This window comes from Streptomyces sp. CMB-StM0423 (assembly GCF_002847285.1).
Lineage (GTDB): Bacteria > Actinomycetota > Actinomycetes > Streptomycetales > Streptomycetaceae > Streptomyces.
Window position 1 is genome coordinate 2,080,913 of the sequence record NZ_CP025407.1, and the last position, 24,389, is coordinate 2,105,301.

At 75.6% G+C, this 24,389-nt stretch carries 16 protein-coding genes and 1 pseudogene; 6 read left to right on the forward strand and 11 right to left on the reverse strand.

Annotation, left to right across the window (positions count from 1 at the left end; genetic code table 11):
- Positions 1-241: 241 nt before the first annotated feature.
- Positions 242-1,159: a 2-hydroxyacid dehydrogenase gene (locus CXR04_RS08685; protein WP_101421276.1), complete on the reverse strand. Its 918-nt coding sequence runs from the start codon at positions 1,157-1,159 to the stop codon at positions 242-244.
- A gap of 121 nt (positions 1,160-1,280) precedes the next feature.
- Between CXR04_RS08685 and CXR04_RS08690 the strand changes: the two genes are divergently transcribed.
- Both CXR04_RS08690 and CXR04_RS08695 read left to right on the forward strand, forming a co-directional pair.
- Entirely contained in the window at positions 1,281-2,273 is a 993-nt protein-coding gene (locus tag CXR04_RS08690; RefSeq protein ID WP_101421277.1) for an aldo/keto reductase, read from the forward strand.
- A 187-nt stretch (positions 2,274-2,460) separates the two neighbouring features.
- A complete protein-coding gene (locus CXR04_RS08695; protein WP_101421278.1) occupies positions 2,461-3,609 on the forward strand; it encodes a PQQ-dependent sugar dehydrogenase in 1,149 nt (382 codons plus the stop codon).
- A gap of 51 nt (positions 3,610-3,660) precedes the next feature.
- Here the strand turns inward: CXR04_RS08695 and CXR04_RS08700 are convergent, their stop codons facing one another.
- Positions 3,661-6,726 (reverse strand): helix-turn-helix transcriptional regulator, encoded by a 3,066-nt coding sequence (locus CXR04_RS08700; RefSeq protein ID WP_101421279.1) that lies wholly within the window; start codon positions 6,724-6,726, stop codon positions 3,661-3,663.
- A gap of 261 nt (positions 6,727-6,987) precedes the next feature.
- Here CXR04_RS08700 and CXR04_RS35130 point away from each other — a divergent pair, with 261 nt between their 5' ends.
- The 4 genes from CXR04_RS35130 to CXR04_RS08715 all read left to right on the forward strand — a co-directional run bounded on the left by CXR04_RS35130 (position 6,988) and on the right by CXR04_RS08715 (position 13,926).
- On the forward strand, positions 6,988-7,164 hold the full coding sequence (locus CXR04_RS35130) for a hypothetical protein (protein WP_199850421.1): 177 nt from the start codon (positions 6,988-6,990) through the stop codon (positions 7,162-7,164).
- Between the two features lie 2 nt (positions 7,165-7,166).
- Positions 7,167-10,208: a helix-turn-helix transcriptional regulator gene (locus CXR04_RS08705; RefSeq protein ID WP_101421280.1), complete on the forward strand. Its 3,042-nt coding sequence runs from the start codon at positions 7,167-7,169 to the stop codon at positions 10,206-10,208.
- Positions 10,209-10,451: 243 nt separating this feature from the next.
- Positions 10,452-10,607 (forward strand): hypothetical protein, encoded by a 156-nt coding sequence (locus tag CXR04_RS35135; protein ID WP_199850422.1) that lies wholly within the window; start codon positions 10,452-10,454, stop codon positions 10,605-10,607.
- A 298-nt stretch (positions 10,608-10,905) separates the two neighbouring features.
- Positions 10,906-13,926 carry a helix-turn-helix transcriptional regulator gene (locus CXR04_RS08715; protein ID WP_101426265.1) on the forward strand — a complete coding sequence of 1,007 codons (3,021 nt, stop codon included), beginning with the start codon at positions 10,906-10,908 and terminating at the stop codon, positions 13,924-13,926.
- Positions 13,927-13,975: 49 nt separating this feature from the next.
- On the opposite strand, the gene CXR04_RS35140 is transcribed toward CXR04_RS08715, so the two are convergent.
- The 9 genes and pseudogenes from CXR04_RS35140 to gatC all read right to left on the reverse strand — a co-directional run bounded on the left by CXR04_RS35140 (position 13,976) and on the right by gatC (position 24,222).
- Positions 13,976-14,170, reverse strand: a complete 195-nt coding sequence (locus CXR04_RS35140; protein ID WP_199850423.1) for a hypothetical protein — start codon at positions 14,168-14,170, stop codon at positions 13,976-13,978.
- Between the two features lie 40 nt (positions 14,171-14,210).
- Positions 14,211-14,360: pseudogene (locus tag CXR04_RS36870) on the reverse strand (CPBP family glutamic-type intramembrane protease); the annotation flags it as partial.
- Positions 14,361-14,547: 187 nt separating this feature from the next.
- Positions 14,548-17,565 carry a helix-turn-helix transcriptional regulator gene (locus CXR04_RS08725; protein ID WP_101421282.1) on the reverse strand — a complete coding sequence of 1,006 codons (3,018 nt, stop codon included), beginning with the start codon at positions 17,563-17,565 and terminating at the stop codon, positions 14,548-14,550.
- A 34-nt stretch (positions 17,566-17,599) separates the two neighbouring features.
- A complete protein-coding gene (locus CXR04_RS08730; protein ID WP_101421283.1) occupies positions 17,600-18,229 on the reverse strand; it encodes a hypothetical protein in 630 nt (209 codons plus the stop codon).
- Between the two features lie 35 nt (positions 18,230-18,264).
- Entirely contained in the window at positions 18,265-20,529 is a 2,265-nt protein-coding gene (locus CXR04_RS08735) for an MMPL family transporter (RefSeq protein ID WP_101421284.1), read from the reverse strand.
- A 124-nt stretch (positions 20,530-20,653) separates the two neighbouring features.
- Positions 20,654-22,147, reverse strand: a complete 1,494-nt coding sequence (gene gatB / locus CXR04_RS08740; RefSeq protein WP_101421285.1) for an Asp-tRNA(Asn)/Glu-tRNA(Gln) amidotransferase subunit GatB — start codon at positions 22,145-22,147, stop codon at positions 20,654-20,656.
- A gap of 37 nt (positions 22,148-22,184) precedes the next feature.
- On the reverse strand, positions 22,185-22,424 hold the full coding sequence (locus CXR04_RS08745; RefSeq protein WP_101421286.1) for a hypothetical protein: 240 nt from the start codon (positions 22,422-22,424) through the stop codon (positions 22,185-22,187).
- Positions 22,421-23,929, reverse strand: a complete 1,509-nt coding sequence (gene gatA, locus CXR04_RS08750; RefSeq protein ID WP_101421287.1) for an Asp-tRNA(Asn)/Glu-tRNA(Gln) amidotransferase subunit GatA — start codon at positions 23,927-23,929, stop codon at positions 22,421-22,423. The genes CXR04_RS08745 and gatA overlap by 4 nt, the downstream gene beginning before the upstream one ends.
- Entirely contained in the window at positions 23,926-24,222 is a 297-nt protein-coding gene (gene gatC, locus CXR04_RS08755) for an Asp-tRNA(Asn)/Glu-tRNA(Gln) amidotransferase subunit GatC (RefSeq protein ID WP_018838916.1), read from the reverse strand. Before gatC ends, gatA begins: the two co-directional genes overlap by 4 nt.
- Between the last annotated feature and the right edge of the window lie 167 nt (positions 24,223-24,389).

Here is a 24,389-nt window from a genome sequence, read left to right on the forward strand (position 1 = left end):
CGCGCGGGACTACCACGCTGCCCGCGTTCCGGAAAGGATTCCCACTTGCCGTGCATGTGCCCATCGCCCCCCTCGATATCGGTTGCGCCGCCGGCAGCGGGCCGGCCACGTTGACGTCGGGAGCAATCCCCGCTGCGGACGATACACCAGGTTCGTCACGCAGGGACATACTTCCTCTACGGAGCGTAACTAAAACCGAGAGTTGCGCCTCAACTACGTAGAGTGTCCAAGCGGTTGTCCATCAGGCAACGGCGACCACGTGCTCCACCGGTTCACCGGCGGCGAACCGCCGCAACTGGGCACGCAGCAGCCTCTCCGCACGCGGCCGGAAGGCGGACGTCGGCCCCCCGGTGTGCGGGCTGATCAGCACCCCGGGCGCGTGCCACAGCGGGTGTCCCGGCGGCAGCGGCTCGGGGTCCGTCACGTCGAGCGCTGCCCGCAGTCGGCCCGGTCCCACCTCGTCCAGCAGGGCCTTCGTGTCGACGACGGCGCCGCGGGCGACGTTCACGAGCAGCGCGCCGTCCTTCATCCGGGCCAGGAACCCGGCGTCGACCAGGCCGCGGGTGGCGTCGGTCAGCGGGGTCGTCACGATCACCACGTCGGCGGCGGGCAGCAACTCCCGTACGCCGTCGAGGGCGTGCACAGGACCGCGTGGTGTGGTGCGCTGGGAGCGCGCGATGCGTATGACCCGCTCGCACTCAAAGCCCGCAAGCCGGTCTTCCACCGCGCTTCCGATGGCGCCGTAGCCGAGGATCAGCACGGTCTTGTCGGCGAGCGACGGGTGGAAGCCGCCGCGCCACTCCTCCGCGTCCTGCCGGCGTACGAAGTCGGGGATGCCGCGCAGCGACGCGAGGGTGAGCGCCAGCGCCAGCTCCGCGGTCGACGCCTCGTGCACGCCGCGGGCGTTGCACAGCCGGGCCCCCGGCGGCAGCGTGGACAGCACGGGCAGGAAGTCGTCGACGCCGGCGGTGAGCGTCTGCAGCACCCGCAGCGCCGTCATCCGCGGCACCGGGTCGTGGGTGATCCGGCGCATGTAGGGGGCCACCAGGAACACGCAGTCCGCCGGGTCCGCGGGGAACTCGGGCTCGGCGTCCCAGTGGACGTAGTCGAGTTCCGGCGGCAGGCCGGTGATCTCGTCCGGCGGAATCGGCAGCCACACCTGTCCATCGCTCATGGACACGAGGCTAGGTGATCGGCACGGGCGCGCGGGGTGCGAGGGGGGCGTGCGGAGGCCGGAGGCCGCCGGCCGGGAGTCGGCGGCAGGGTTTAGTGTGCCTTGCGTGGAGCGCAGGACGATCGGGGCGGCGGCCCTGGAAGTGGGCGCGGTCGGCCTCGGCTGCATGCCGATGAGCTGGGCGTACAGCACGTCGCGGCAGCAGGGCGACGAGTCCGTACGGGCCGTGTGCGCGGCGCTCGACGCCGGCGTGAGCCTCCTCGACACCGCCGACATGTACGGGCCGTTCACCAACGAACTGCTGGTCGGCAGGGTGCTCAAGGAGCGGCGCGCGGACGCGTTCGTCTCCACCAAGGTGGGCCTCCTCGTCGGCGAGCAGCACGTCGTCGCCAACGGCCGTGCGTCGTACGTCAGACGCGCCTGCGACGCCTCGCTGCGCCGGCTGCAGACCGACGTCATCGACCTGTACCAACTGCACCGCGAGGACCCCGAGGTGCCGGTCGAGGAGACCTGGGGCGCGATGGCGGAGCTGGTGGCGGCGGGCAAGGTGCGCTCGCTCGGGTTCTGCGCGGTCGGCGCGCGGGCGGACCGCCGGGCGGGCGGCGGGATGTACGACGCGACGATCCGCCGGCTGGGCCGGGTGCAGCAGGTGTTCCCGGTCAGCAGCGTGCAGGCGGAGCTGTCGGTGTGGTCGCCGGAGGCGCTGGCGAGCCTGCTGCCGTGGTGCGAGGCGCGCCAGGTCGGGTTCCTCGCGGCGATGCCGCTGGGGCACGGGTTCCTCACCGGCACGCTGACGCCGGGGCAGGGCTTCGAGCCGGACGACATACGGGCCAGGCACCCGCGGTTCACCGCCGAGATGATGGCGGCGAACCAGCCGGTGGTCGCCGGGCTGCGCCGGGTCGCCGAGCGGCACGGCGCGACGCCGGCGCAGGCGGCGCTGGCCTGGGTGCTGGCGCAGGGGGCGCACGTGGTGCCGGTGCCGGGCGCGAAGCGGGCGCGGTGGTCGGTGGAGAACGCCGCGGCGGCGGGGCTGCGGCTGGCGCCGGCGGACCTGGCGGAGATCGCGGCGCTGCCGCCGGCGCAGGGATCGTGGGAGTAGGCGTACGGAAGGGTTCCGGGCCGGGGGCCGCCGGGCGGCCGGTGCGTGCGGGAGCGGGCGGGCGGGTTCGTACGGACGCGTGGCACTCGTCCGTACGGGCGGGAACGCACCACCGGCGCGCGGTGTACGCCCGGTTGTGATGTGCTGGGTACGTTCCGGCCGCCGCCCGCCGAAGGAGAACCGTCCCGTGAGAGCCCGCGCCCTGACCGCCGTGGCCGCCGCCGCACTCGTGCTCGCCGCCGGCTGCTCGTCGGACGACGACGCAGGCTCCGGCGGTTCCGCCGCGGAGTCCTCCGCAGCGCCCGCCGGCAGCGGCGGCGCCGCCGGCCGGGGCGAGCCGCCGCCGGCCAAGGGCTCCGCGAAGGTCGTCGGCACCGTCGCCGAGAACCTGGAGACCCCGTGGGGCCTGGCCGAGCTGCCCGGCGGCGACCTGCTGGTCTCCTCCCGCGACACCGGCACCGTCTACCACGTGGCCGCCGAGGGCGGGAAGGTCACCGAGGCGGGACAGGTGCCCGGCGTGCAGCGCGAACCGGGCAACGAGGGCGGCCTGCTGGGGCTCGCGCTCGGCGCCGACGAGATGCTCTACGCCTACCTCACCTCCGACAGCGACAACCGCATCGTGCGGATGACGTACGACTCGGACGGGCCCGAGGGCAACCGGCTGGGCGCGCCGGACACCGTCTTCCGCGGCATCCCCAAGGGCGGCCGGCACAACGGCGGGCGGATCGCGTTCGGCCCGGACAAGATGCTCTACGTGGGCACCGGCGAAGCCGGCGACCCGCCCCTGGCGCAGGACAAGGATTCGCTGGGCGGCAAGATCCTGCGGATGACGCCCGAGGGCGAGCCGGCGCGCGGCAACCCGGAGGCGGGCTCGGTGGTGTACTCGTACGGCCACCGCAACGTGCAGGGGCTGGCCTGGGACGACGACAAGCGGCTGTGGGCGGCGGAGTTCGGCGACCGGAAGTGGGACGAGCTGAACCTCATCGAGCCGGGGAAGAACTACGGCTGGCCGGAGGTCGAGGGCAAGGAGAACCGGAAGGGCTTCGTCGACCCCGTCGTGCAGTGGCCCACCCCGGACGCCTCGCCGAGCGGCATCGCGTTCGCGGACGGGTCGATCTGGATGGCGTCCCTGCGCGGCGAGCGGCTGTGGCGGATCCCGCTGGACGGCACGAAGGCGGCGGCGGACCCGCAGGCGTTCTTCGACGGCAAGTACGGGCGGCTGCGCACGGTGCAGCGGGCGTCGGACGGCGATCTGCTGCTGATGACCAACGAGACGGACCTGCGCGGCACGCCGGAGAAGGGCGACGACCGCATCCTGCGTCTTGAGGTCAGCTAGAAGACGTACGCCAGGGGGCGTACACAGGCGTGCGGGCTGAGGCGCAGGGACTCACCCGCCGTCGAACAGCCGCAGCCGGTGCGCCACCGCCGCCGCCTCGCCCCGCGCCGCCACCCCCAGCTTCGCCAGGATGTGGGACACGTGCACGCTCGCCGTCTTCGGCGAGATGAACAGCTCTTCCGCGATTTGCCTGTTGCTCCGCCCCGCCGCCACCAGCCGCAGCACGTCCGCCTCACGCGCCGTCAGCCCCAGCGACTCCGCCGGATCCTCCGGTTCCGCCGGGGCGGCGGCCGCGGTCAGGGCGATCCGGGCGCGGGCCGCCAGGGCCTCCGCGTCGCGGACGAGTCCGGCCGCGCCGAGGTCCCTCGCCGCGCCGTACGCGAGCCGCAGCGCCCGTGCCGCGCCGTCCCGGGCGACGGCCGTGGCCTGGCCGCTCGCGAGCGCCGACTCCGCCCAGCGGTAGCGGGTCACGGCCTGCTCGAACGGCCACTCCAGGTCCGCCCACGCCGCCTCGGCCGCCGCCCAGCGCGCCGTCGCGTCGCGGCCCTCGGCCGCGCACAGCTCCGCCTCCGTCATCAGCCCCTGCGCCTCCCATGGCGGCGCGAACCGCGGCAGGTTGCGCATCGCCGCGCGGATCGCGGCCAGCGCCGCGGGCCGCCCGGTCTCGGCCGCGGGCAGGCCGCGCAGCCGGGCCTCGGCGGCGGCCGTGGCGTACAGCAGCGGCCAGGCGTAACGCTGCATGCCCAGCCGCAGGCCGTCGCCGACGGCCTGCCCGAACGCGGCGCGCACCTCGGCGACCCGGCCCTGGGCGGCGGCGAGGCGGATCGTCATCTCGGCCCGCGGCAGCTCGTACTGCGGCTGCCGGTCGTTGCCGAACTCGTCCCGGGCCGCGGCGAGTTCGCCGTGCACGGCGGCGTGGTCCCCGCGCAGCAGCGCCAGCAGCGCCCGGTCGAGCAGCGCGCTGCCGCGCAACTGCGTGCTGCGCGCGGTGCGGAACTGCGCGTCCATGGCCTCCCCGGCCTCGGCCCAGCGGCCCAGCGACAGCAGCGCGTTGGCGCGGTTGCCGTGGCTGAGCGAGAGGAAGGTGGCCAGCCCGGAGTCGGCCAGCATCTCGACCGCCTCGTCGGCCGCGGCCACCGACTCCGCGGACCTGCCGACGCCTTCGAGGGCCGAGGGCAGGTTCGCGTACGCCCGGGCCGCGGCCACCATGAGGCCGTCGGCCACCGCCCGTTCCCGTACCGCGTGGAACTCCGCGATGCCGCCCTCGACATCGCCGGAGTCGACCATCATCCAGGCCCGCGGGATGCGCACGGTCAGCTCGGTCTCCTCGGCGCCGACCAGCCGGGCGAGCTGCACGGCGCGCTCCGCGGCCTCGATCGCGCCGCCGCCGGGGGTGTGCATCGCCTGCCAGTTGGCGACCTCGGCGAGCACCTGCGCGTGCACCGGCGACGGCGGCAGGCCGCGGACCAGCTCCTGCGCCCGGTCCAGGTCCGCCCAGCCGTCGCCGCGGCCGAGGCCCTGGATGCAGCGGGCGCGCTCGACGCGGAACCACGCGGCGCGCAGCGGCGCACGGGTGCCGAGCAGCCGCAGCGCCCGGTCGCCGAGCGTGAGGGCCCGGCCGAACGCGGACGCCAGCCGGGCCGCGAACACCGTCTCGGCCAGCAGGTCGGCGAACTCGGGCTCCCCCGCCCGCGGGTAGGCGCCGCCGGAGTCCGGCACGGTACGGGACCCGGGCGGCGCCTCGTCCCACAGTGCGACGGCCCGCTCCAGCAGGGCGAGCTGGTCGGCGAAGGCGTGCCGGGCGCGGGCGTCCGCGGCGGCGGCGAGGACGGCGGGCAGGGCGCGGGCGGGGTCGCCGGCGAGGTACCAGTAGCCGGCCAGCCGCGCGGGGCGCTCGTCGGCCGGTACGAGGGCGGGGTCGGCCTCCAGCGCCTCGGCGAAGCGGCGGCTGAGGCGGGCGCGTTCGCCGGGCAGCAGGTCGTCGGAGACGGCCTCGCGCATGAGGGCGTGCCGGAAGCGGTACGCGTCGACCCGCTCGTCCGCGGGGAGCAGCACCCCGGCGCCGATGGCGGTGCGCAGCGCGTCGAACAGGGCGTCCTCGCCGAGCCCGGAGACGGCGGCGAGCAGCGCGGTGTCGACGCGGTCGCCGCCGACCGCGGCCAGCGCGACGATCCGGCGGGCGGGATCCGGCAGCGCCTCGGCCCGTACGAGCAGCAGGTCGCGCAGCGACTCGCCGATCCCGCCCGCGGGGCGCCCGGCGACCGCGCCGCGCGTACCGGTGCCGATGCCCGCGGCCAGCTCCTCGACGAAGAACGCGTTGCCGTCCGAGCGCCCGTAGACCTCCGCCACCAGGTCCTCCGGCGGCTCGCCGCCGCGCAGCCCGGCGAGCTGGCTGCGCACCTCGTCGCGGCTGAAGCGGGCCAGCTCGAAGCGGCGGACGCCGCGCAGCCGGTCCAGCTCGGCGAGGCCGGGGCGCAGCGGGTGGCGGCGGTGCAGGTCGTCGGAGCGGTAGGTGGCGACGACGAGCAGCCGGGCTGCCTGGACGGAGCGCAGCAGGTAGCCGAGGAGTTCGCGGGTGGAGTTGTCGGCCCAGTGCAGGTCCTCGACGACCAGCACGAGCACCCGCTCGCCGGCCAGCTTCTCCAGCATCCGGGCGGCCAGCTCGTACAGCCGCGCCCGCCCGGCCTCGCCCTGGGCGGCCGCCGGCAGGCCGGGGATCGGCCCCAGCTCGGGCAGCAGCCGGGCCAGCTCGCCCTGCTGCCCGGCGACGGCCTCGTCCAGCCGGTCGCCGAGGCGGCGGCGCAGGGCGCGCAGCGCGGTGGAGAAGGGCGCGAAGGGGAGGCCGTCGGCGCCGGACTCGATGCAGTTGCCGACGGCGGTGACGGCGCCCGCGGCCTCGGCGCGCGCCAGGAACTCCTCCACCAGACGGGACTTGCCGACGCCCGCCTCGCCGCCGACGAGCACGGCGCACGGCTCCCCCGCGGCGGCCCGGTCGTACGCCTCCGTCAGCGCGCCCAGCTCCGCGGCGCGGCCGACGAAGACCCGGGCGCCGGTACGCGCGCCGGCGTCCGCGCCTGCCGACTCCAGGTGCTCCGGGGACTCCACGCGACCGAGCATCGCACGTCACGCGGCCGGGCGCGGTGCCGGCCCGAAGGTCGCCGGCGAACCGGGCGCGGCGGGGGCCACAAGGGGTCGTAAGAGGGGGTCCGCGGGGCTCGTAAGAGGGGCCTTAGGCCGCGGGGCCCGGCCGGTGCGGGCATCTAAGGCGCCGGGCGCGCGGAGATGAGGAAGTCGCCCGATGCGCCGCACCCCCCTGGGGGACGAGTCTTGAGGCACAGGGAGAACACGGCGGGGACGCCGACTCACAGGGGAGCGAAGATGTACGACTACGAGATCCACCGGGCCAGGTCCGCCGAGCTGCGCCGCGAGGCGGAGCAGTACCGGATGGCGCGCGGCGCCACCGCAGCCCGCCGGGCCCGCCGCCGCGGCGCGGCCGGCGCGGGCGAGCCGGGCGGGGCCGCCGCCCGCCGCGGGAGCTGGGTGAAGGCGGCCTGAGGATGGCCGCCCCGCCGGCACCTGTCGCCGGGGCCGAGGCGCATGACATCCTCGGCGGCGTGAGAGCCGTCCGCCTCAGCCCCGTACTCGCAGGGCGCACGGAAGAACTCAAGACGCTCGACGCCGCGCTCGCCCGCGCTTCCGCGGGCGAGCCGCAGGCGTTCGTGGTGTCGGGCGAGGCCGGGGTCGGCAAGACCCGTCTGGTGGAGGAGTTCCTGGCCGCCGCGCGGGCCGCGGGCGCGGTGACCGCGGCCGGCGGCTGCGTCGAGCTGGGCGCGGACGGGCTGCCGTTCGCCCCTTTCACCACCGCCCTGCGGGCGCTGCAGCGCGAGCTGGGCGACGAGGCGATCGCCGCGGCCGTCGGCGGCCGCGAGGACGAGCTGTCCCGGCTGCTGCCCGACTCCTCGTACGCGCCCCCGGCCGGCGCCCCGCCGCACGAGCGCGACGGGCGCACCCGCCTCTTCGAGCTGACGGCGCAGAGCCTGGAGCGGCTGGCCGCGGACCGCACCGTCGTCCTCGCCCTGGAGGACCTGCACTGGTCCGACCGCTCCACCCGCGAGCTGCTCTCCTTCCTCTTCCGCACCATGCAGGCCACCCGGCTCGTGGTGCTGGCGACGTACCGCTCCGACGACGTCCACCGCCGCCACCCCCTGCGCCCTTTCCTCGCCGAGCTGGACCGGCTGCGCTCCGTACGCCGCATCGAGCTGGCCCGGCTCAGCCGCGACGAGGTCGCCGCCCAGCTCACCGGCATCCACGGCACCGTGCCGAAGCCCACCCACGCCGACGACATCTTCCGGCGCAGCGAGGGCAACCCCTTCTTCGTCGAGGAACTGTCGGCCAACCCCGACTGCAGCCTCAGCGAGTCGCTGCGGGATCTGCTCCTCGTCCGGGTCGAGCGGCTGACCGAGCCCGCCCAGCGGGTGGTACGGGTCGCCGCCGAGGCCGGCAGCCACGCGGAGCACGCGCTGCTCGCCGCCGTCACCGGCGAGGGCGAGGACGCGCTGCTGGAGTCGCTGCGCGCGGCCGTCACCGACAACGTGCTCGTACCCGACGAGGACGGCGAGTCGTACCGCTTCCGGCACGCGCTGCTGCGCGAGGCGGTCCGCGACGACCTGCTGCCCGGCGAGCGCTCCCGGCTCAACCGCCGCTACGCCGAGGTGCTCCAGGCCGACCCCACGCTCGTCCGGGCCGAGCAGCGCCTCACCCGCATCGCCCGCCACTGGCACCACGGCCGGGACAGCGCGCGGGCGCTGCCCGCGGTGCTGGCGGCTGCGGTGGAGGCGCGCTGCCGGCACGCCTTCGCCGAGCAGTACGAGCTGCTGAAGCGGGCGATGGAGCTGTGGGACGACGTGCCGGCGGAGGTCTGCGCCCGGCTGCGGCCCGCGGACCGCATCGAGGACTACGAGACGGGCGCGGCGGACACCCCGCTCACCGAGCTGGACCTGCTCGCCGAGACCGTCGTCGCCGCCCGGCTCGCGGACGAGCGGGAACGGGCGCTGGCGCTCACCCGGCGCGCGCTGGAGGCCATCGACGAGGCCGCCGAGCCGCTGCGCGCGGCGTGGTTCTGGGTGCAGCGGCACTGGCTGGTGGAGGACCTGGCGCGCGGCGACGGCCGCGCCGAGCTGGACCACGCGCTGCGGCTGATACGGGACCTGCCGCCGTCGCGGGTCCCGGCGCTGGCGCTGACGGCCGCGGCGAGCTGGGAGATGCTGCACCGGCCCGGCCGGCCGGAGGGACTGGCGGCGGCCGAGCTGGCGGTACGTACCGCCGCCGCGGCCGGCGAGGAGAACCTGGAGCTGAACGCCCAGGTGATGCTCGGCATCCACCTGGAGGACTCCGGCCGCGAGGAAGTGGGCCTGGACATCCTGCGCACGGCCCGCGACCGGGCCCGGCGCAGCGGCGACTACACGGCGGCGGCGCGCGCCGAGCTGAACCTGTCCGCGGCGCTGGAGAACCTGGGCCGCTCCCGCGAGGCGGCGGAGGTCGCCGCGGACGCGGCGCGGGCGGCGGCGAGCCGCGGACGGCGCGACAAGGTGGCGTTCTCGCTCGGCAACCAGGTGGACTCCTTGGTGGCGATGGGCCGTTGGGACGAGGCGGAGAGCGTCGCCGGCCGGGCGGAGCGGGACGCGGTCGTCGCCCTGACGTACGGCAACCTCGTCCAGGCCCGCGCCCGGCTGGCGCTGTTCCGCGGCGACGTGGCGCGGGCGGAGGCGCTGCTGGCCACCGCCCGCGACCGGCTCGGGCCGCAGCAGACGCAGCCGCAGATGGCGATCCCGCTGAGCACGCTGACGGCTGCGGTCGCGGCGGCGCGCGGCGACCTGACGGGCGCCCGCGAGGAGGCCGCCCGCACCGTCGACGCCGGGCTGGCGCCTGGCGTGCACCGGTACGCGTGGCTGCTGCTGGAGGTGGCGGCGGAGGCCGAGGGGGACGGGCGGCGGGTGCCGGCGTTCGCCCGGGGCAGCGCCGCGGCGCTGGCGCGGATCCGTACGGCGGCGGCGGGGCTGTCCTGCTCGGCGCCGGTGTGGGCGGCGCACGCGCTGCTCCTGCGCGCGCAGTTGGCCCGCGCCGCAGGCGACCCCGACCCGGCGCCGTGGGCCGCGGCGGCGGCCGCGTTCGAGCCGCTGGACCGGCCGTACGAGCTGGCCCGGGTACGGCACCGGTGGGCGGAGGCGCTGCTGGCCGCCGGCGACCGGGGAGCCGCCGCGCCCCTCCTCGCCGACGCCCACGCGACGGCCGGCGCCCTCGGCGCCGTCCCCCTGCGCACGGCGGTCACGGCGCTGGCCTCCCGCGCCCGGGTGTCCCTCGGCGGCCCCGACCCGGCCCCGGCGGACCCGGTACGGGCGCTGGGGCTGACGTCGCGGGAGCAGGAGGTGCTGAGGCTGGTGACGGCGGGCCGCAGCAACCGGCAGATCGCCGAAGAGCTGTTCATCTCGCCGAAGACGGCGAGCGTGCACGTGTCCAACCTGATGGCCAAACTCGGCGTCTCCGCCCGCGGCGAGGCCGCGGCGACGGCACACCGCCTCCGGCTCTTCGAGGACGCGTAGGGGCGTACGGCCGCGACCTGCGGATCCGGCGCCGTCTGAGGCGGCCGGCGGCGGACATAAGGCACCTGAGGCCCCCGGTGGCGCGAATCCCCGGGGGCCTTAGGCATGTACGCGCGCGTAGGTGCCCCGGGTAAGGCGGCGGGCGCCCGTAGATGCGGAAGTCTCCCGATGCGGCGGACCCCCCTGGGCCGCGAAGCTGGAGTCACACCGCAGGAGACCAGCCAAAACGCAGGGGAGAAAGAGATGTTCGCGTACCAGATGCACGAGACCCGCTCCGCCGACCTGCGCCGCGAGGCGGCGCAGTACCGCCTCGCCCGCGAGGCGGCCGCCGCCCGCCGGGAGCAGCGCCGCGCGGCCCGCCGGGCGCGCGTCCTGGCCCGCTGGGTGAAGGCCGCGTGACGTGCCGTACGGAGCGGCGGACCGGCGTACGGTCCGGGCCGCGGGGAGACGGGACCCCGCCCCCGGACCCGGGGACCCCGGGCGGCCGGCCGCTGCCCCGCTGAGCAGCGGCCGCCGCCCCCACCGGAGACCGGGCCTGGACCCCCTCGCCCGGACCGGACCGGAGAGCGCCCACCCGCGCACCGCGGGCCGGGCGCTCTCGTCGTCCGCGGCCCCTCCCTCACGCCTTCGCCGGGCTGCCCCCGTGTCGTAAGGCTGTGCGATGCTCTCAACTGTGACGATCTCGTGCGTGAGCCCCGTGCTCGTCGGCCGCGCCGGCGAGCTGCGCTCCCTCGGCACCGCCCTGGAGCGGGCCGGTGCCGGCGTGCCCCAGGCCCTGCTGGTCGGCGGCGAGGCCGGGGTGGGCAAGACCCGGCTGGTGGAGGAGTTCGCCGGCCGCGCCGAGCGGGCCGGTGCCGTGGTGGCCGTCGGCGGCTGTCTGGAGCTGGGAGCCGAAGGGCTGCCGTTCGCGCCGTTCGCCACCGCGCTGCGCGCGCTGCACCGCGCGCTCGGCGACGAGCTGGCGCGGGCCGCCCGCGGCGGCGAGGCCGAGCTGGCCCGCCTGCTGCCCGAGCTGGCCGGCGCCGGCGGCGCGGAGGAGCCCGGGGACCGGCACGACGTCGAGGCCAAGGCCCGGCTCTTCGAGCACGCCGCCCGGCTGCTGGAGAAGCTGGCCGCCGAGCGGACGGTGGTGCTGGTCCTGGAGGACCTGCACTGGTCGGACCGCTCCACCCGGGAGCTGCTGGGCTATCTCATCCGGTCCCTCCAGGGTGCCCGCGTCGTGCTGCTGGGCACGTACCGCTCGGACGACATCCACCGCCGCCACCCGCTGCGCCCCTTCCTCGCCGAGCTGGAGCGGCTGCGCACGGTCGAGCGGCTGGAGCTGGCGCGCTTCTCCCGGCAGGAGGTGATCGGCCAGCTCACCGCGATCCGCGGCGCCGGGCCGCTGCCCCACCTGGTGGACACGATCTTCCAGCGCTCGGACGGCAACCCCTTCTTCGTCGAGGAGCTGACCGCCCTGCTGGACTGCGGCGGCTCGCCGGACGCGCTGTCGGAGTCGCTGCGCGACCTGCTGCTCGTCCGGGTCGAGACGCTGCCGGAGGCGACGCAGCGGGTGCTGCGGACCGCCGCGGAGGCCGGCTCGACCGTGGAGTTCGGGCTGCTGCTCGCGGTGTCGGGGCAGGGCGAGGAGGAGCTGATCGAGGCGCTGCGGCCCGCGGTCGACGCCGGCATCCTGATGCCCGCGGCGGGCGGCCCCGGCGCCGACAGCTACCGCTTCCGGCACGCGCTGCTGCGCGAGGCCACCGGGGACGACCTGCTGCCCGGCGAGCGCTCCCGGCTGCACCGGCGCTACGCCGAGGCGCTCGCGGCAGACCCCTCGCTGGTCCGCGCGGAGGAGCACGCCGCCCGGCTGGCCAGCCACTGGTACGCGGCCCGTGACCCGGCCCGGGCGCTGCCCGCCGCGCTCAAGGCGGCCGACGAGGCGGGGATGCGGCACGCCTTCGCCGAGCAACTGGCCCTGCTGCGGCGGGCCGTCGAGCTGTGGGACGAGGTGCCGGAGGAGCAGTTGCGCGCCCTGCCCGCCGCGCGCTACGCCGAGTCGTACCCGCTGTGCCGCTGCGCCGACCAGCCCCACCTGCACTTCGTCGATCTGCTCGCCGAGGCCGCCGTCGCCGCCCGTCTCGACGACTCGCACGAGCAGGCGCGCACGCTGACCCGTCGGGCGCTGGAGCTGCTCGACGAGGAGGCGGAGCCGGAGCGGGCGGCGTGGTTCTGGCTGGAGCGGCAGTGGCAGGTCGTGAACAGCGGCGGCGCCGACGGCTGGGCGGAGCTGGGCAAGGCGCAGGAGCTGGTGGCGGACCGGCCGCCGTCGCCGGTGAAGGCGGACGTGCTGGCGACGGCCGCGCTGTGGAAGATGCTGCACAGCCCGGATCCGGCGAGCATCCCGCTGGCGGAGAGCGCGGTGGAGCAGGCGCGGCTGGTCGGCGCCGCGGAGGTCGAGCTGCACGCGCGGATCACGCTGGCCACGCTGCGTACGCACGCCGCCGACGTCGCCCGCGGCATCGCCGAGCTGTACGAGCTGCGCGACGCCGCCGACCGCAGCGGGGCGCCGACCGTCATCGGCCGGGCGCACAACAACCTCGCGTCCGTGCTGGAGATGACCGGCAGGTCCCGCGAGGCGATCGAGGCGGCGCGCGGCGGTCTCGCGGCGGCCAGGAAGCAGGGCCTGCGCGACTCGATCGCCTTCATCGGGTGCAACATGGTCGACGCGATGATGTCCGTCGGCGAGTGGGACGCCGCCGAGGCGGACCTCGCCCGGCTGCGGTCGTACGGGGCCCAGGCCCGTACCCGCGCGTTCGCCTCCCTCGCCGCCGCCTGGCTGGCGCTGTACCGCGGGGACACCGACCGGGCCGGTGAACTGCTCGCCGAGGCGCGCGAAGAGGCGGGCGCGAGCCAGGCGGAGCCGCAGGGCGCCTTTCGCATGGTGCAGATCGGCGCGCGGATCCTGATGGAGCGCGGGCAGTACGAGGAAGCGCGGGCGATGCTCGCCGAAGGGCTGGTGAAGCTGCCGGAGCTGGGGCACGAGTCGTATCTGTGGCAGCTCCTGGTCTCCGCGGCGGCGGCCGAGGGCGACGCGCGCGGGCTGCCGGGGACGGCGGACGGCCGCGACGAGCTGCTGGACCGGCTGGAGCGCGCGGCGGGGCAGTTGGACACGCCGACGCCGATCTGGGTGGCGTGGCAGCGGTACTTCGTCGCGGAGCTGGGCCGGGCGCGGGGCGGCGCCGAGGTGGCCCTGTGGGAGGCGGCGGCGTCGGCGCTGGAGCCGCTGGAGCGGCCGCACGAGCTGGGCTGGGTGCGGTACCGGTGGGCGGAGGCGCTGCTCGCGGGCGGCGCGGCCGGGCCCGTACGGGGGCGGGCGGCGCGGCTGCTCGGGCAGGCGCACGCGGCGGCGGAGGCACTGGGCGCGGCGCCGCTGCGCGACGGCGTCGAGCAGGTGGCGGCGCGCGCGCGGATCCCGCTCGTGGCTCCCGGCGATGCGGCGGCGCCGGCGCCGGCGCCCGCTGATCCGGCGGAGGCGCTGGGGCTGACGGCGCGGGAGACGGACGTGCTGCGGCTGGTCACCGCGGGGCGGAGCAACAGGCAGATCGCCGAGGAGCTGTTCATCTCGCCGAAGACGGCGAGCGTGCACGTGTCGAACCTGATGGCCAAGCTCGGGGTGTCCAACCGCGGCGAGGCAGCGGCCCTGGCGCACCGGATGCGCCTCTTCGAGAGCGCCTGACATCCGGCCGTATGCGCCCGGCCCTACGCCCCCGGGCGGCGGCCGGGGGCTACGGCGCGGTGGCGGACCAGTCGAGCGCGGCGCGGTGCCGCCGGTCCAGATACGTCCAGGCGGCGAGGAACGGCAGCCCGCCGAGCGCGAGCACGCCGAACACGCCCTCCCCCGCCACCTCGAAGGCCGCGCCCTCGCCGACGAAGAGCCGGAAGGGCGACCGGGCGACCCCGACGAGGAAGCCGAAGAGCAATGAAAAGCACGCCCTGGACGACGACCGCCTGCCCGGCGGGCAGTTCGGTGTGCAGGTTGCGCTGGAGGTAGCCGCGGAACACCAGTTCCTCGGGCAGCGCCTCGTACAGGAAGACCAGCACCAGCAGCATCGCCCCCCTGCCCGGCACCACCGCCAAGACCAGCCCCTGGCCCCCCGTGATCCGCCGCATCGCCCCGCGTCACATCACCAGCAGCACCGGCATCGGACGAGCCATGATCCGCACCACCCGCGGCGGAACGCCCCGCCACGTGCCGACCACCGCCGACATCAGCGAAACAGCCGGCCCCCGGCCCCCGGCACCATGACGCCGGACCCGAACGTTGCCGCTTCACCGGCCACGAACGATGACGTCCCGGCTAGTCCTCGAAGAGGCGCAGGCGGTGCGCCATCGCGGCCGCCTCGCCCCGGTTCGACACACCCAGCTTCGCCATCAGGTTCGACACGTGCACACTCGCCGTCTTCGGCGCGATGAACAGCTCTTCCGCTATCTCGCGGTTGCTCCGCCCCGCCGCCACCCGCCGCAGCACGTCCGTCTCGCGGGCCGTCAGGCCCAGCGACTCCACCGGGTCCGCCGGCGGGCGGGAGGCCCGGCCGAGGGGGACGCGGGCGCGGCCGGCGAGGTGCTCCACGGACTCGCGGAGCGGGGCCGCGCCGAGGCGGACCGCCGTCGCGTGCGCCTCGGCCAGCAGGGGGGCCGCGATGTCGCGGGCCGCCGCGCCGCCGCCCGGGGCGCCGGCGAGCAGCGCCTCCGCCCGGCGGTACGCGATGTGGGCCAGCGTGTGCGGGTGGCTCAGCGGCTCGTACGCCGCGGCGGCCGCCGCCCATACGACGGAGTCGGCGAGCCCGCGGGCGCGGGCCAGTTCGGCGGTGAAGAGGCGGGACGACGGCGTCCAGGGCGGCCCCTCGGCCGGCAGGCCCGCCGCCGCGTCCGCCAGCCGCGCCACGATCTCCGCCCGCCGCGCCTCCGGCACGCCCGGCACCCCGGCGACGTCCCCCGCCAGCCGGGCACCGGCGACCAGGAGCTGCCAGACGTACGCCTCCTGGCCGGACAGCGGCAGCAGCGCGAGGTGCCGCTCCAGCAGGTCGAGCGCCTCCGGCGCCTGGCCCAGCGTCCACAGGGCGCTCATCTCCACCGCGGCGAACGGCAGTTCGTACTGCGGCTCGCCGTCGTTGCGCCCCCGGTACCTGCGGGCCGCGGCGATCAGCTCCGGCACCAGCTCGAACTCCCCGCGCAGCAGCGCGAGCTGGGCCCGCCGCAGCGCCACCGACGCGCCGGTGCGGGAGCCGGCCGCGTGCCGCTTCCACTCCTGGCGCATCTGCTCGGCGCGGTCCCACTCGCCCAGCGAGGTCAGCGACTCCACGACGTTGAGCGCGGCGAAGGCGGCGGCGTCGTACAGCCCGCGGCCGTACATGTCCTTCATGCCGGCCAGGCCCGCCTCGACCGCCTCCGCGGACCGGCCGGCCTTCTCCAGCGCGTCGCAGAGGTTGATACACGCGCGGCCCATCTGGCGATGGGCGCCGCGCTGCCCGGCCAGCTCCCGTATCTCGTACAACTCGGCGATCCAGGCGTCGGAGTCGCCCTTGGCCGAACGCAGCGTGCACAGCGTGATCCGCGCACCCAGCTCGACGTCCACGGCGCCGGCCTGCCGGGCCAGCTCGACGGCGCGCTCGGCGAGCGCCATGCTGTCCAGGTCGGAGGCGTGCAGCAGCTCCCACATCGCCACCTGCGCGAGCACGTCGGCGTGGGTGGCCGAGGCCGGCAGGTCGTGTATCAGCTCGTGCGCCCGGGTCAGCTCCGCGCGGCCGTCGCCGCGGCCGGCGAGCGCGATGAGCTTGGAGCGCTCCAGCCAGAACCAGGCGGCGCGCAGCGGGTCCTGCGTCTCGTCGACGACCTTGAGCGCCTTCTTCACGAACTTCAGCGCCGGCTCCCACTGGTGGTCGAGCCGGGCCGCGAACGCGGCGTGCGCCAGCAGGTCGACCAGGTGCAGCTCGATCTCCTCCGGCCGGTCCCCGCAGCCGCACGGCGGATACGACTCGAAACCGCCCTGCGAAGGCAGCCCGCGGCGCTCCTCGGGCGACACCTCGTCCCACAGCTCCAGCGCTCGCTCCAGCAGCTTGAGCTGCTCGGCGTAGGCGTGCCGGGCGCGGGTCTCCAGGGCGGCGTGGAGCACGGCGGGCAGGGCCTTGGCGGGATCGCGCGCGTAGTACCAGTAGCTCGCCAGGCGGGTCGCCCGCTCCTCCGCCGCGACCAGCCCGGGGTCGGCCTCCAGGGCCTCCGCGTACCGCCTGCTGAGGCGGGTGCGCTCGCCGGGCAGCAGGTCGTCGAGCACGGCCTCGCGCAGCAGCGCGTGCCGGAAGCGGTACGCCTCGCCCTCCTCGTCGGGCACCAGCACGTTCGCCCCGACGGCGGCGCGCAGGCCCTCGATCAGCTCGTCCTCGGTGAGGCCGGAGACGACCGCGAGCAGGGCGTGCGGGACGCGCGTGTTCCGCGCGGCGAGGCGCACCACGCGCTGGGCGCCCTCGGACAGCGCCTCGACCCGTACCAGCAGCAGATCCCGGAGGGAGTCGCTGAGACGGCCCGCGTCGTCGCTGAGGGCCAGCTCCTCGACGAAGAAGGGGATGCCCTCGCTGCGCGCGTACACCTCGGCGGTCAGCTCGCGCTCGGGCTCGGCCACGCCGCGGATGCCGGCGAGCTGGCTGCGCACCTCGTCCTCGCTGAGCCGGGCCAGCTCCAGCCGCTGCACGGAGCGCAGCCGGTCCAGCTCGGCGAGGAAGGGGCGCAGCGGATGGCGCCTGTGGACGTCGTCCGAGCGGTACGTCATGAGGACCACGAGGCGGGCGCCCTGGACCGAGCGGACGAGATAGCCGAGCAGCTCGCGGGTGGAGCGGTCCGCCCAGTGCAGGTCCTCCAGGGCCAGCACCACGGTGCGCCCCGCGGCCAGCCGCTCCAGCAGGCCGACGGTCAGCTCGAAGAGCCGGGCCCGGCTGTCCTGGCCGTGCGGCTCCTCGGTGACCGGGCCCAGGTCGGGCAGCAGCCGGGCGAGCACCGGCTCCTGCCCCGCGGCCAGCTCCGTCAGCTCGGCGCCGACCTTGCGGTGCAGCATGCGCAGCGCCGTGGCGAACGGGGCGAACGGCAGGCCGTCCGCGCCCAGCTCCAGACAGCCGCCGACCGCGGTGACCGCGCCGGCGTCCTGCGCCGCCTCCAGGAACTCGTCCAGCAGCCGGCTCTTGCCCACGCCTGCCTCGCCCCCCACGAGCAGCACCTGCGGCTCGCCGAGCGCGGCGCGGGCGAGCGCGGCGTCGAGGGTCTTCAACTCGTCATGACGGCCTGCGAACACCGGGCTGATGGATCGGCTCTGCACGCTGTCGAGCATCGCACGCTGCACTGACAGCGTGGAATCGGTTTTCTCACTGGCCGGGCACGGTGGGCAGGTCGGCGAAGACGTCGAAGCGCATGACGGCCGCGATCACCAGCCCGAGCAGGCCCAGCACCAGCCCCGCGACGGCCACGGCCCGTACCCACACCACGGGCCGCAGGCCGCTGTCGCCGAACGCCGGGCGGACGAGCACCGCCGCCGACACGATCAGGGCGACGACCGCGGTGAGGCCGTTGAAGAGGGCGATGGTGTGCCACGGGGTGCCGTACGCGGCGGAGATCTGCTCGGCGGCGGTGCCGTTGGCGGATTCGAGCTGGCCGGTCAGCTCCCGGCGGGCGGAGACCAGGTCGGCGAGCCAGGTGCCGGTCAGCGAGGCGAGGCCCAGGGCGGCGCCCACGATGGCCGCGGCGCCGGCGGCCACGCCGGTGGAGGCGCGGGCGGCGGGGGGCAGCTCGCCGGGCTCGTCGTCGTCCGCGTCGCCGTCGTGCTCCCCCGGCGCGGCGCCGTCGGCGGCCTCCGCCGTGTCGTCGTACGCGGCCTCGTCCGCCGCCGGCGCGTCCGCCGGGTCCGCGGTCTTCGCGGTGCCGGCCGCCCCCGTGGCGTCCTCGGCGTCGGTCCCGGCGGCGCCGGCCCCCTGGTCGGTCTTCGATAGTGCAGTCATGCCGGGCACCGTAGGCGGCCCGTCTGAGAGGAGTATTAACGTACGGCCGTCTCCTCCGGCAGCCGGATGTGCTCGGCCGCCGCCGGCTCCCCGGGCCCTTCGATGCCGATGTGCGGCAGCCGCTTCTCCAGCCAGCCGGGCAGCCACCAGTTGGCCCGGCCCAGCAGGTGCATCAGCGCCGGCACCAGCAGCGTGCGCAGCACGAAGGCGTCCAGCGCCACCGCCGCGGCCAGCGCCACCCCGAACATCGCGATGATCCGGTCCCCGCCCAGCGCGAACGCCGAGAAGACCGCGATCATGATGAGCGCCGCGCAGTTGATGACCCGGCCGGTCTCGGCGAGTCCGACCCGTACCGCCCGCCGGTTGTCGCGGGTCGCCCGCCACTCCTCGTAGATCCTGCTGACCAGGAAGACCTGGTAGTCCATCGAGAGCCCGAAGAGCACCGAGATCATGATCACCGGCAGGAACGGCTCGATCGGCCCGGTGGCGTCCAGCCCCAGCAGCCCGGCCCCCCAGCCCCACTGGAAGACGGCCACGACCACCCCGAAGGACGCCGTCACGGCCAGCACGTTCATCAGCGCGGCCTTCAGGGGTACGCCCACGCTGCGGAACGCCACCAGCAGCAGCAGGCAGCCCAGCGCGATCACGACGCCGCCGAAGAGCGGCAGCTTGCCGACGATCACCTCGGCGAAGTCGTCCTGTCCCGCCGTGATCCCGCCCACGTGCACCTGCATCGACGTGCCGTCGGCGGCCTCCGGCAGCACGTCCGAGCGCAGCCTGTCGACCAGGTCCGACGTCGCCTCGTCCTGGGGCGCGGTCTCCGGGGTGACGGTGATCATTCCGGTGCCGCCGCCCTTGCCGTGCACCGCGGCGGTGGCGTCGGCGACGCCCGGGGTGCCGCGCAGCGTCTCGGGCAGCGAGTCGAAGGCCACCCGGTCGCCGGCGCCGTCGAGGTGGGCGACGAGCGTGAGCGGGCCGTTGCTGCCGGGGCCGAAGCCTCCCCCAGAGCCTCCGGCATGGGCGGTACCCCCGGCCATCATGTCGTACGCCTGCCTGGTGGTGGCGCTCGCGGGATGGTTGCCCTGGTCGGAGCTGCCCAGGTGGAGCGCGGCGACGGGCAGCGCGAGGACGCTCATCAGCACCAGCGCGAGCGCGCCCAGCAGCCGCGGCCGGCGCTGCACCAGGACGGCCCAGCGGGCGGCGAGCCCGCGCGGCACCTCGGGCCGCGGGCCGTTTTCGACGAGCGCGCGCCGCTCGCGGCGGCTGAGGGCCTTCATGCCGATGACGCCGAGCAGCGCCGGCAGCAGCGTGATCGAGGCAGCGACGGTGAGCACCACGGTCAGCGAGGCGGCGACGGCGACGCCGGTGAGGAAGTTCAGCCGCAGCACGAGCATGCCGAGCAGCGCGATGCACACGGTGACGCCGGCGAAGACCACGGCCCGCCCGGCCGTGGCGACGGCGCGCTGCGCGGCCTCGCCGACGGGCAGCCCCTCGCGCAGCCCGCGCCGGTGTCTGGTGACGATGAACAGGGCGTAGTCGATGCCGACGCCGAGGCCCACGAGCATGCCGAGCATGGGGGCGAAGTCGGCGACGGCCATGGCGTGGCCGAGGAGCGTGACGCACCAGTACGCCGTGCCGACGCCGACCAGCGCGGTCGCGATCGGCAGCGCCATCGCGGCGAGCGACCCGAACGCGACGAAGAGCACGACCGCCGCGACGACCACCCCGACGGCCTCGCCGTAGTGCATGGACGGCGCCTGGAGCAGCCCGGCCCCGGGGCCGCCCACGGCGACCTCCAGACCGTCGCCCGCCGCCGTCTCCGCGGTCTCGACGACCTTGCGGACGTCTCCGGTCGCCAGGTCGTCCACGGCGCCGTCGTAGGTGACGGTCGCGTACGCCGTGCGCCCGTCGGCGCTGACCGCCCCGCCGTCGCCGGCACCGTTCCCGGTGGCCACGCCGGCTTCGCCGGCGGCGTACGAGCCGTGGGGGCCGGTCACCTCCGCGACCCCCGGCAGCCCGGCGATCTCCGTCAGCGCCGCGTCCACCCGCTCCTGGGTCTGCGCGTCGCGCACCCCGCCGTCGTCGTGCCAGACGACGGAGTCCGCGACGCCGTCCATGCCGGGGAACGCCTCGGCCATGAGCACCTGCGCCCGTCCGGACTCGGTGCCCGGGACGTCGTAGTCGTTCGAGTACGCCGGCCCCAGCAGGGTCGCCGCGACGGCGGTCCCGGCGAAGGCGGCGAGCCAGAGCAGGACCACGACCAGGCGGCGGCGTAGACACCACCGGGCGAGACCGGACACGGGCGGCTCCCTGGGATATTCACGATCTTTCAGGGAGGTCGGCCCTCAAAGACTCCTGCACCTGCGCTGCCACTGTTACAGGTGCGGGAGATCGTTTGTCCGGTGAGTGGCCTTTTTCACACGATCAGTCCGCTACGCCCAGCTTCTCCATGATCAGCTCCCGGGCACGGGCGGCGTCCGCCTGCCCGCGGGTGGCCTTCATGACCGCGCCGACCAGCGCCCCGGCCGCCTGCACCTTGCCGCCGCGGATCTTGTCCGCGATGGCCGGGTTGCCCGCGATGGCCTCGTCGACCGCGGCGCCGAGCGCGCCCTCGTCCTTGACGATGGCAAGACCGCGCTTGTCGACGACCTCGTCCGGGGTGCCCTCGCCGTCCAGGACGCCGGTGATGACCTGGCGGGCCAGCTTGTCGTTCAGCTTGCCCTCCGCGACCAGCGCCGCCACCCGCGCGACCTGCTCCGGCGTGATCGCCAGCGCGGCCAGTTCGAGGCCGTCCTCGTTGGCCCGCCGGGCCAGCTCGCCCATCCACCACTTGCGCGCCGCGGTGGCGTCCGCGCCCGCGTCGATGGTGGCGACGATCGGGCCGATGGCCCCGGCGTTGAGGATGGACTGCATGTCGTGCGCGGAGACGCCCCATTCCTCGCGCAGCCGGTTGCGGCGCAGCCGCGGCAGCTCCGGCAGCCCGGCGCGCAGTTGCTCCACCCAGGCGCGGGCGGGCGCGACCGGCACGAGGTCGGGCTCGGGGAAGTAGCGGTAGTCCTCCGCCTCCTCCTTGGTACGGCCCGAGGTGGTGGTACCGGTGTCCTCGTGGAAGTGGCGGGTCTCCTGGACGATCTTGCCGCCGCCGTCGAGGACTTCGGCGTGCCGGACGACCTCGGAGCGCACCGCGCGCTCGACGCTGCGCAGCGAGTTGACGTTCTTCGTCTCGCTGCGGGTACCGAAGACGGTGGCGCCGGCGGGCATCAGCGACAGGTTCACGTCGCAGCGCATCTGGCCCTGCTCCATGCGGGCCTCGGAGACCCCGAGGGCCTTGATCAGCTCCCGCAGCTCGGCCACGTACGCCTTCGCCACGTCGGGCGCCTTGGCGCCGGCACCGGTGATCGGCTTGGTGACGATCTCGATCAGCGGGATGCCGGCCCTGTTGTAGTCCAGCAGCGAGTGCGAGGCGCCGTGGATCCGCCCGGTGGCACCGCCGACGTGGGTGGACTTGCCGGTGTCCTCCTCCATGTGGGCGCGCTCGATCTCGACCCGGAAGACCTCGCCGTCGACCTCGACGTCGAGGTAGCCGTCGTACGCGATGGGCTCGTCGTACTGCGAGGTCTGGAAGTTCTTCGGCATGTCCGGATAGAAGTAGTTCTTCCGGGCGAAGCGGCACCACTCGGCGATCTCGCAGTTGAGCGCCAGGCCGATCTTGACCGCGGACTCCACGCCCGTCTCGTTGACCACCGGCAGCGCGCCGGGCAGGCCGAGGCAGACGGGGCAGGTCTGGGTGTTGGGCCCGGCGCCCAGCGCGGTGGCGCAGCCGCAGAACATCTTGGTCGCGGTGCCGAGCTCGACGTGGACCTCCAGGCCCAGCACCGGCTCGTACGTCGCGAGGGCGTCCTCGTACGTGACAGTCACAGCTCTCTTCCAGCCTCTCGACCCCGGCGCGGCCCGCTCAGCCGGCGAGGATGTCGTCGTCGTTCATCCGGCGCAGCTCCCGCACCAGCAGGGCGACGCCGGTGGCGATGGCGGCGGCGGACACCGCGGCGTCGAGCTGACGCAGCCGGTCCTCGTCGAAGCGCGCCTGCTTCATCTGCTTGGCGACGCCGATCACGCCGAAGAGCGTGGACGTGAGGGAGATGTACACACCGGCCTTGGACTTCTTGAAGTCCTTGGCCTTGGCGAACTTGCTCATAGGGCGGGTGCCTCCTCCAGCAGGGGGTGGCCCCACCGGTCGGTGAACGCGGCCTCCACCGCGGCACCGACCTTGTAGAGCCGGTCGTCGGCCATGGCGGGGGCGATGATCTGCAGCCCCACCGGGAGCCCGTCCTCCGGCGCGAGGCCGCAGGGCAGCGACATGGCGGCGTTGCCGGCCAGGTTGGACGGGATGGTGCACAGGTCGGCGAGGTACATCGCCATCGGGTCGTCGACCCGCTCGCCGATCGGGAACGCGGTCGTCGGGGTGGTCGGCGAGACGAGCACGTCGACCTGCTCGTAGGCGCGCTCGAAGTCGCGGGTGATGAGGGTGCGGACCTTCTGCGCCGAGCCGTAGTAGGCGTCGTAGTAGCCGGAGCTGAGCGCGTACGTGCCGAGCATGATGCGGCGCTTGACCTCGGGGCCGAAGCCCGCCGCCCGGGTCAGCGAGGTGACCTCCTCGGCGGAGTGCGTGCCGTCGTCGCCCGCCCGCAGGCCGTAGCGCAGGCCGTCGTAGCGGGCGAGGTTCGAGGAGACCTCGGCGGGCGCGATCAGGTAGTACGCCGCGAGCGCCTTGTCGAACGCCGGGCAGGACACCTCCACGACCTCGGCGCCCAGCTCGCGCAGCAGCTCGACGGCCTCGTCGAAGCGCTGCATGACGCCCGGCTGGTAGCCCTCGCCGCGGAACTCCTTGACCACGCCGACGCGCATCCCGGCCACCGAGCCGTGGCGCGCGGCCTCGACGACGGCCGGGACGGGGGCGTCGATGGAGGTGGAGTCCATCGGGTCGTGGCCGGCCAGCACCTCGTGCAGCAGCGCCGCGTCCAGCACCGTACGGGCGCACGGGCCGCCCTGGTCGAGGCTGGAGGAGAACGCGATCATCCCGTACCGCGAGACGCCGCCGTAGGTCGGCTTGACGCCGACGGTGCCGGTGACGGACGCGGGCTGGCGGATGGAGCCGCCGGTGTCGGTGCCGATGGCCAGCGCCGCCATGTACGCGGTGACGGCGGCCGACGAGCCGCCGCCGGAGCCGCCGGGGATCCGGGTGAGGTCCCAGGGGTTGCCGGTGTGGCCGTAGGCGCTGTTCTCGGTGGAGGAGCCCATCGCGAACTCGTCCATGTTGGTCTTGCCGAGGATGACGACGCCGGCTTCCTTCAGCCGCCGGGTCACGGTCGCGTCGTACGGCGGGACCCAGCCCTGGAGCATCTTCGACCCCGCGGTGGTGGGCACCCCCTCGGTGGTGAAGATGTCCTTGAGCGCCAGCGGCACGCCGGCCAGCGGGCCGAGCTCCTCGCCGCGCTCGCGCCGGGCGTCGACGGCGCGCGCCGCCGCGAGCGCGCCCTCGCGGTCGACGTGCAGGAAGGCGTGCACCTTCTCGTCCACGGCGTCGATGCGGGCGAGATGGGCCTCCGCCACCTCGACGGCGCTGACGTCGCCGGCGGCGATCTGCGCGGCGGTCCCGGCCGCGGTCTGCCTGATGATTCCCGAGCTGTCCGCCACGGTCACTCCTCCCCCAGGATCTGCGGCACCTTGAAACGCTGCTGCTCCTGCGCGGGCGCGCCGGAGAGCGCCTGCTGCGCGGTCAGGCTCGGCCGGACGGCGTCCGGGCGCATGACGTTCGTCAGGGGCAGCGGGTGGCTGGTCGGCGGTACGTCCTCGCCGGCCACATCGGCGACGCGGGCGACCGCGCCGATGATGGCGTCGAGCTGGCCGGCGAAGTGGTCCAGCTCCTCGCCGCTCAGCTCCAGGCGCGCCAGCCGGGCGAGGTGGGCGACCTCCTCGCGCGTGATGCCAGGCATGCGGGTCATCCTCACAGGGTGGTGTGACGGTTTCGGGGCAATCCTATGGGGCGCGGGGCGGTGCGCCCGACCGGGTTTCCCGGCGGGGCGGTTCCGGCCGCCCGCACGGCCGCCCCGGCGGTACGCGACAGTTCGCCCGGCCGGGTGCGCTACTGCGGCAGGGCGCG

Bases quoted from the DNA above. Each gene is read 5' to 3' on its own strand.
- CXR04_RS08700 (WP_101421279.1), bottom strand. From the start codon at position 6,726: ATGCTCGGTCGCGTGGAGTCCCCGGAGCACCTGGAGTCGGCAGGCGCG.
- CXR04_RS35130 (WP_199850421.1), top strand. From the start codon at position 6,988: ATGTACGACTACGAGATCCACCGGGCCAGGTCCGCCGAGCTGCGCCGC.
- CXR04_RS08705 (WP_101421280.1), top strand. From the start codon at position 7,167: ATGGCCGCCCCGCCGGCACCTGTCGCCGGGGCCGAGGCGCATGACATC.
- CXR04_RS35135 (WP_199850422.1), top strand. From the start codon at position 10,452: ATGTTCGCGTACCAGATGCACGAGACCCGCTCCGCCGACCTGCGCCGC.
- CXR04_RS08725 (WP_101421282.1), bottom strand. From the start codon at position 17,565: ATGCTCGACAGCGTGCAGAGCCGATCCATCAGCCCGGTGTTCGCAGGC.
- CXR04_RS08730 (WP_101421283.1), bottom strand. From the start codon at position 18,229: ATGACTGCACTATCGAAGACCGACCAGGGGGCCGGCGCCGCCGGGACC.
- CXR04_RS08745 (WP_101421286.1), bottom strand. From the start codon at position 22,424: ATGAGCAAGTTCGCCAAGGCCAAGGACTTCAAGAAGTCCAAGGCCGGT.
- gatC (WP_018838916.1), bottom strand. From the start codon at position 24,222: ATGCCTGGCATCACGCGCGAGGAGGTCGCCCACCTCGCCCGGCTGGCG.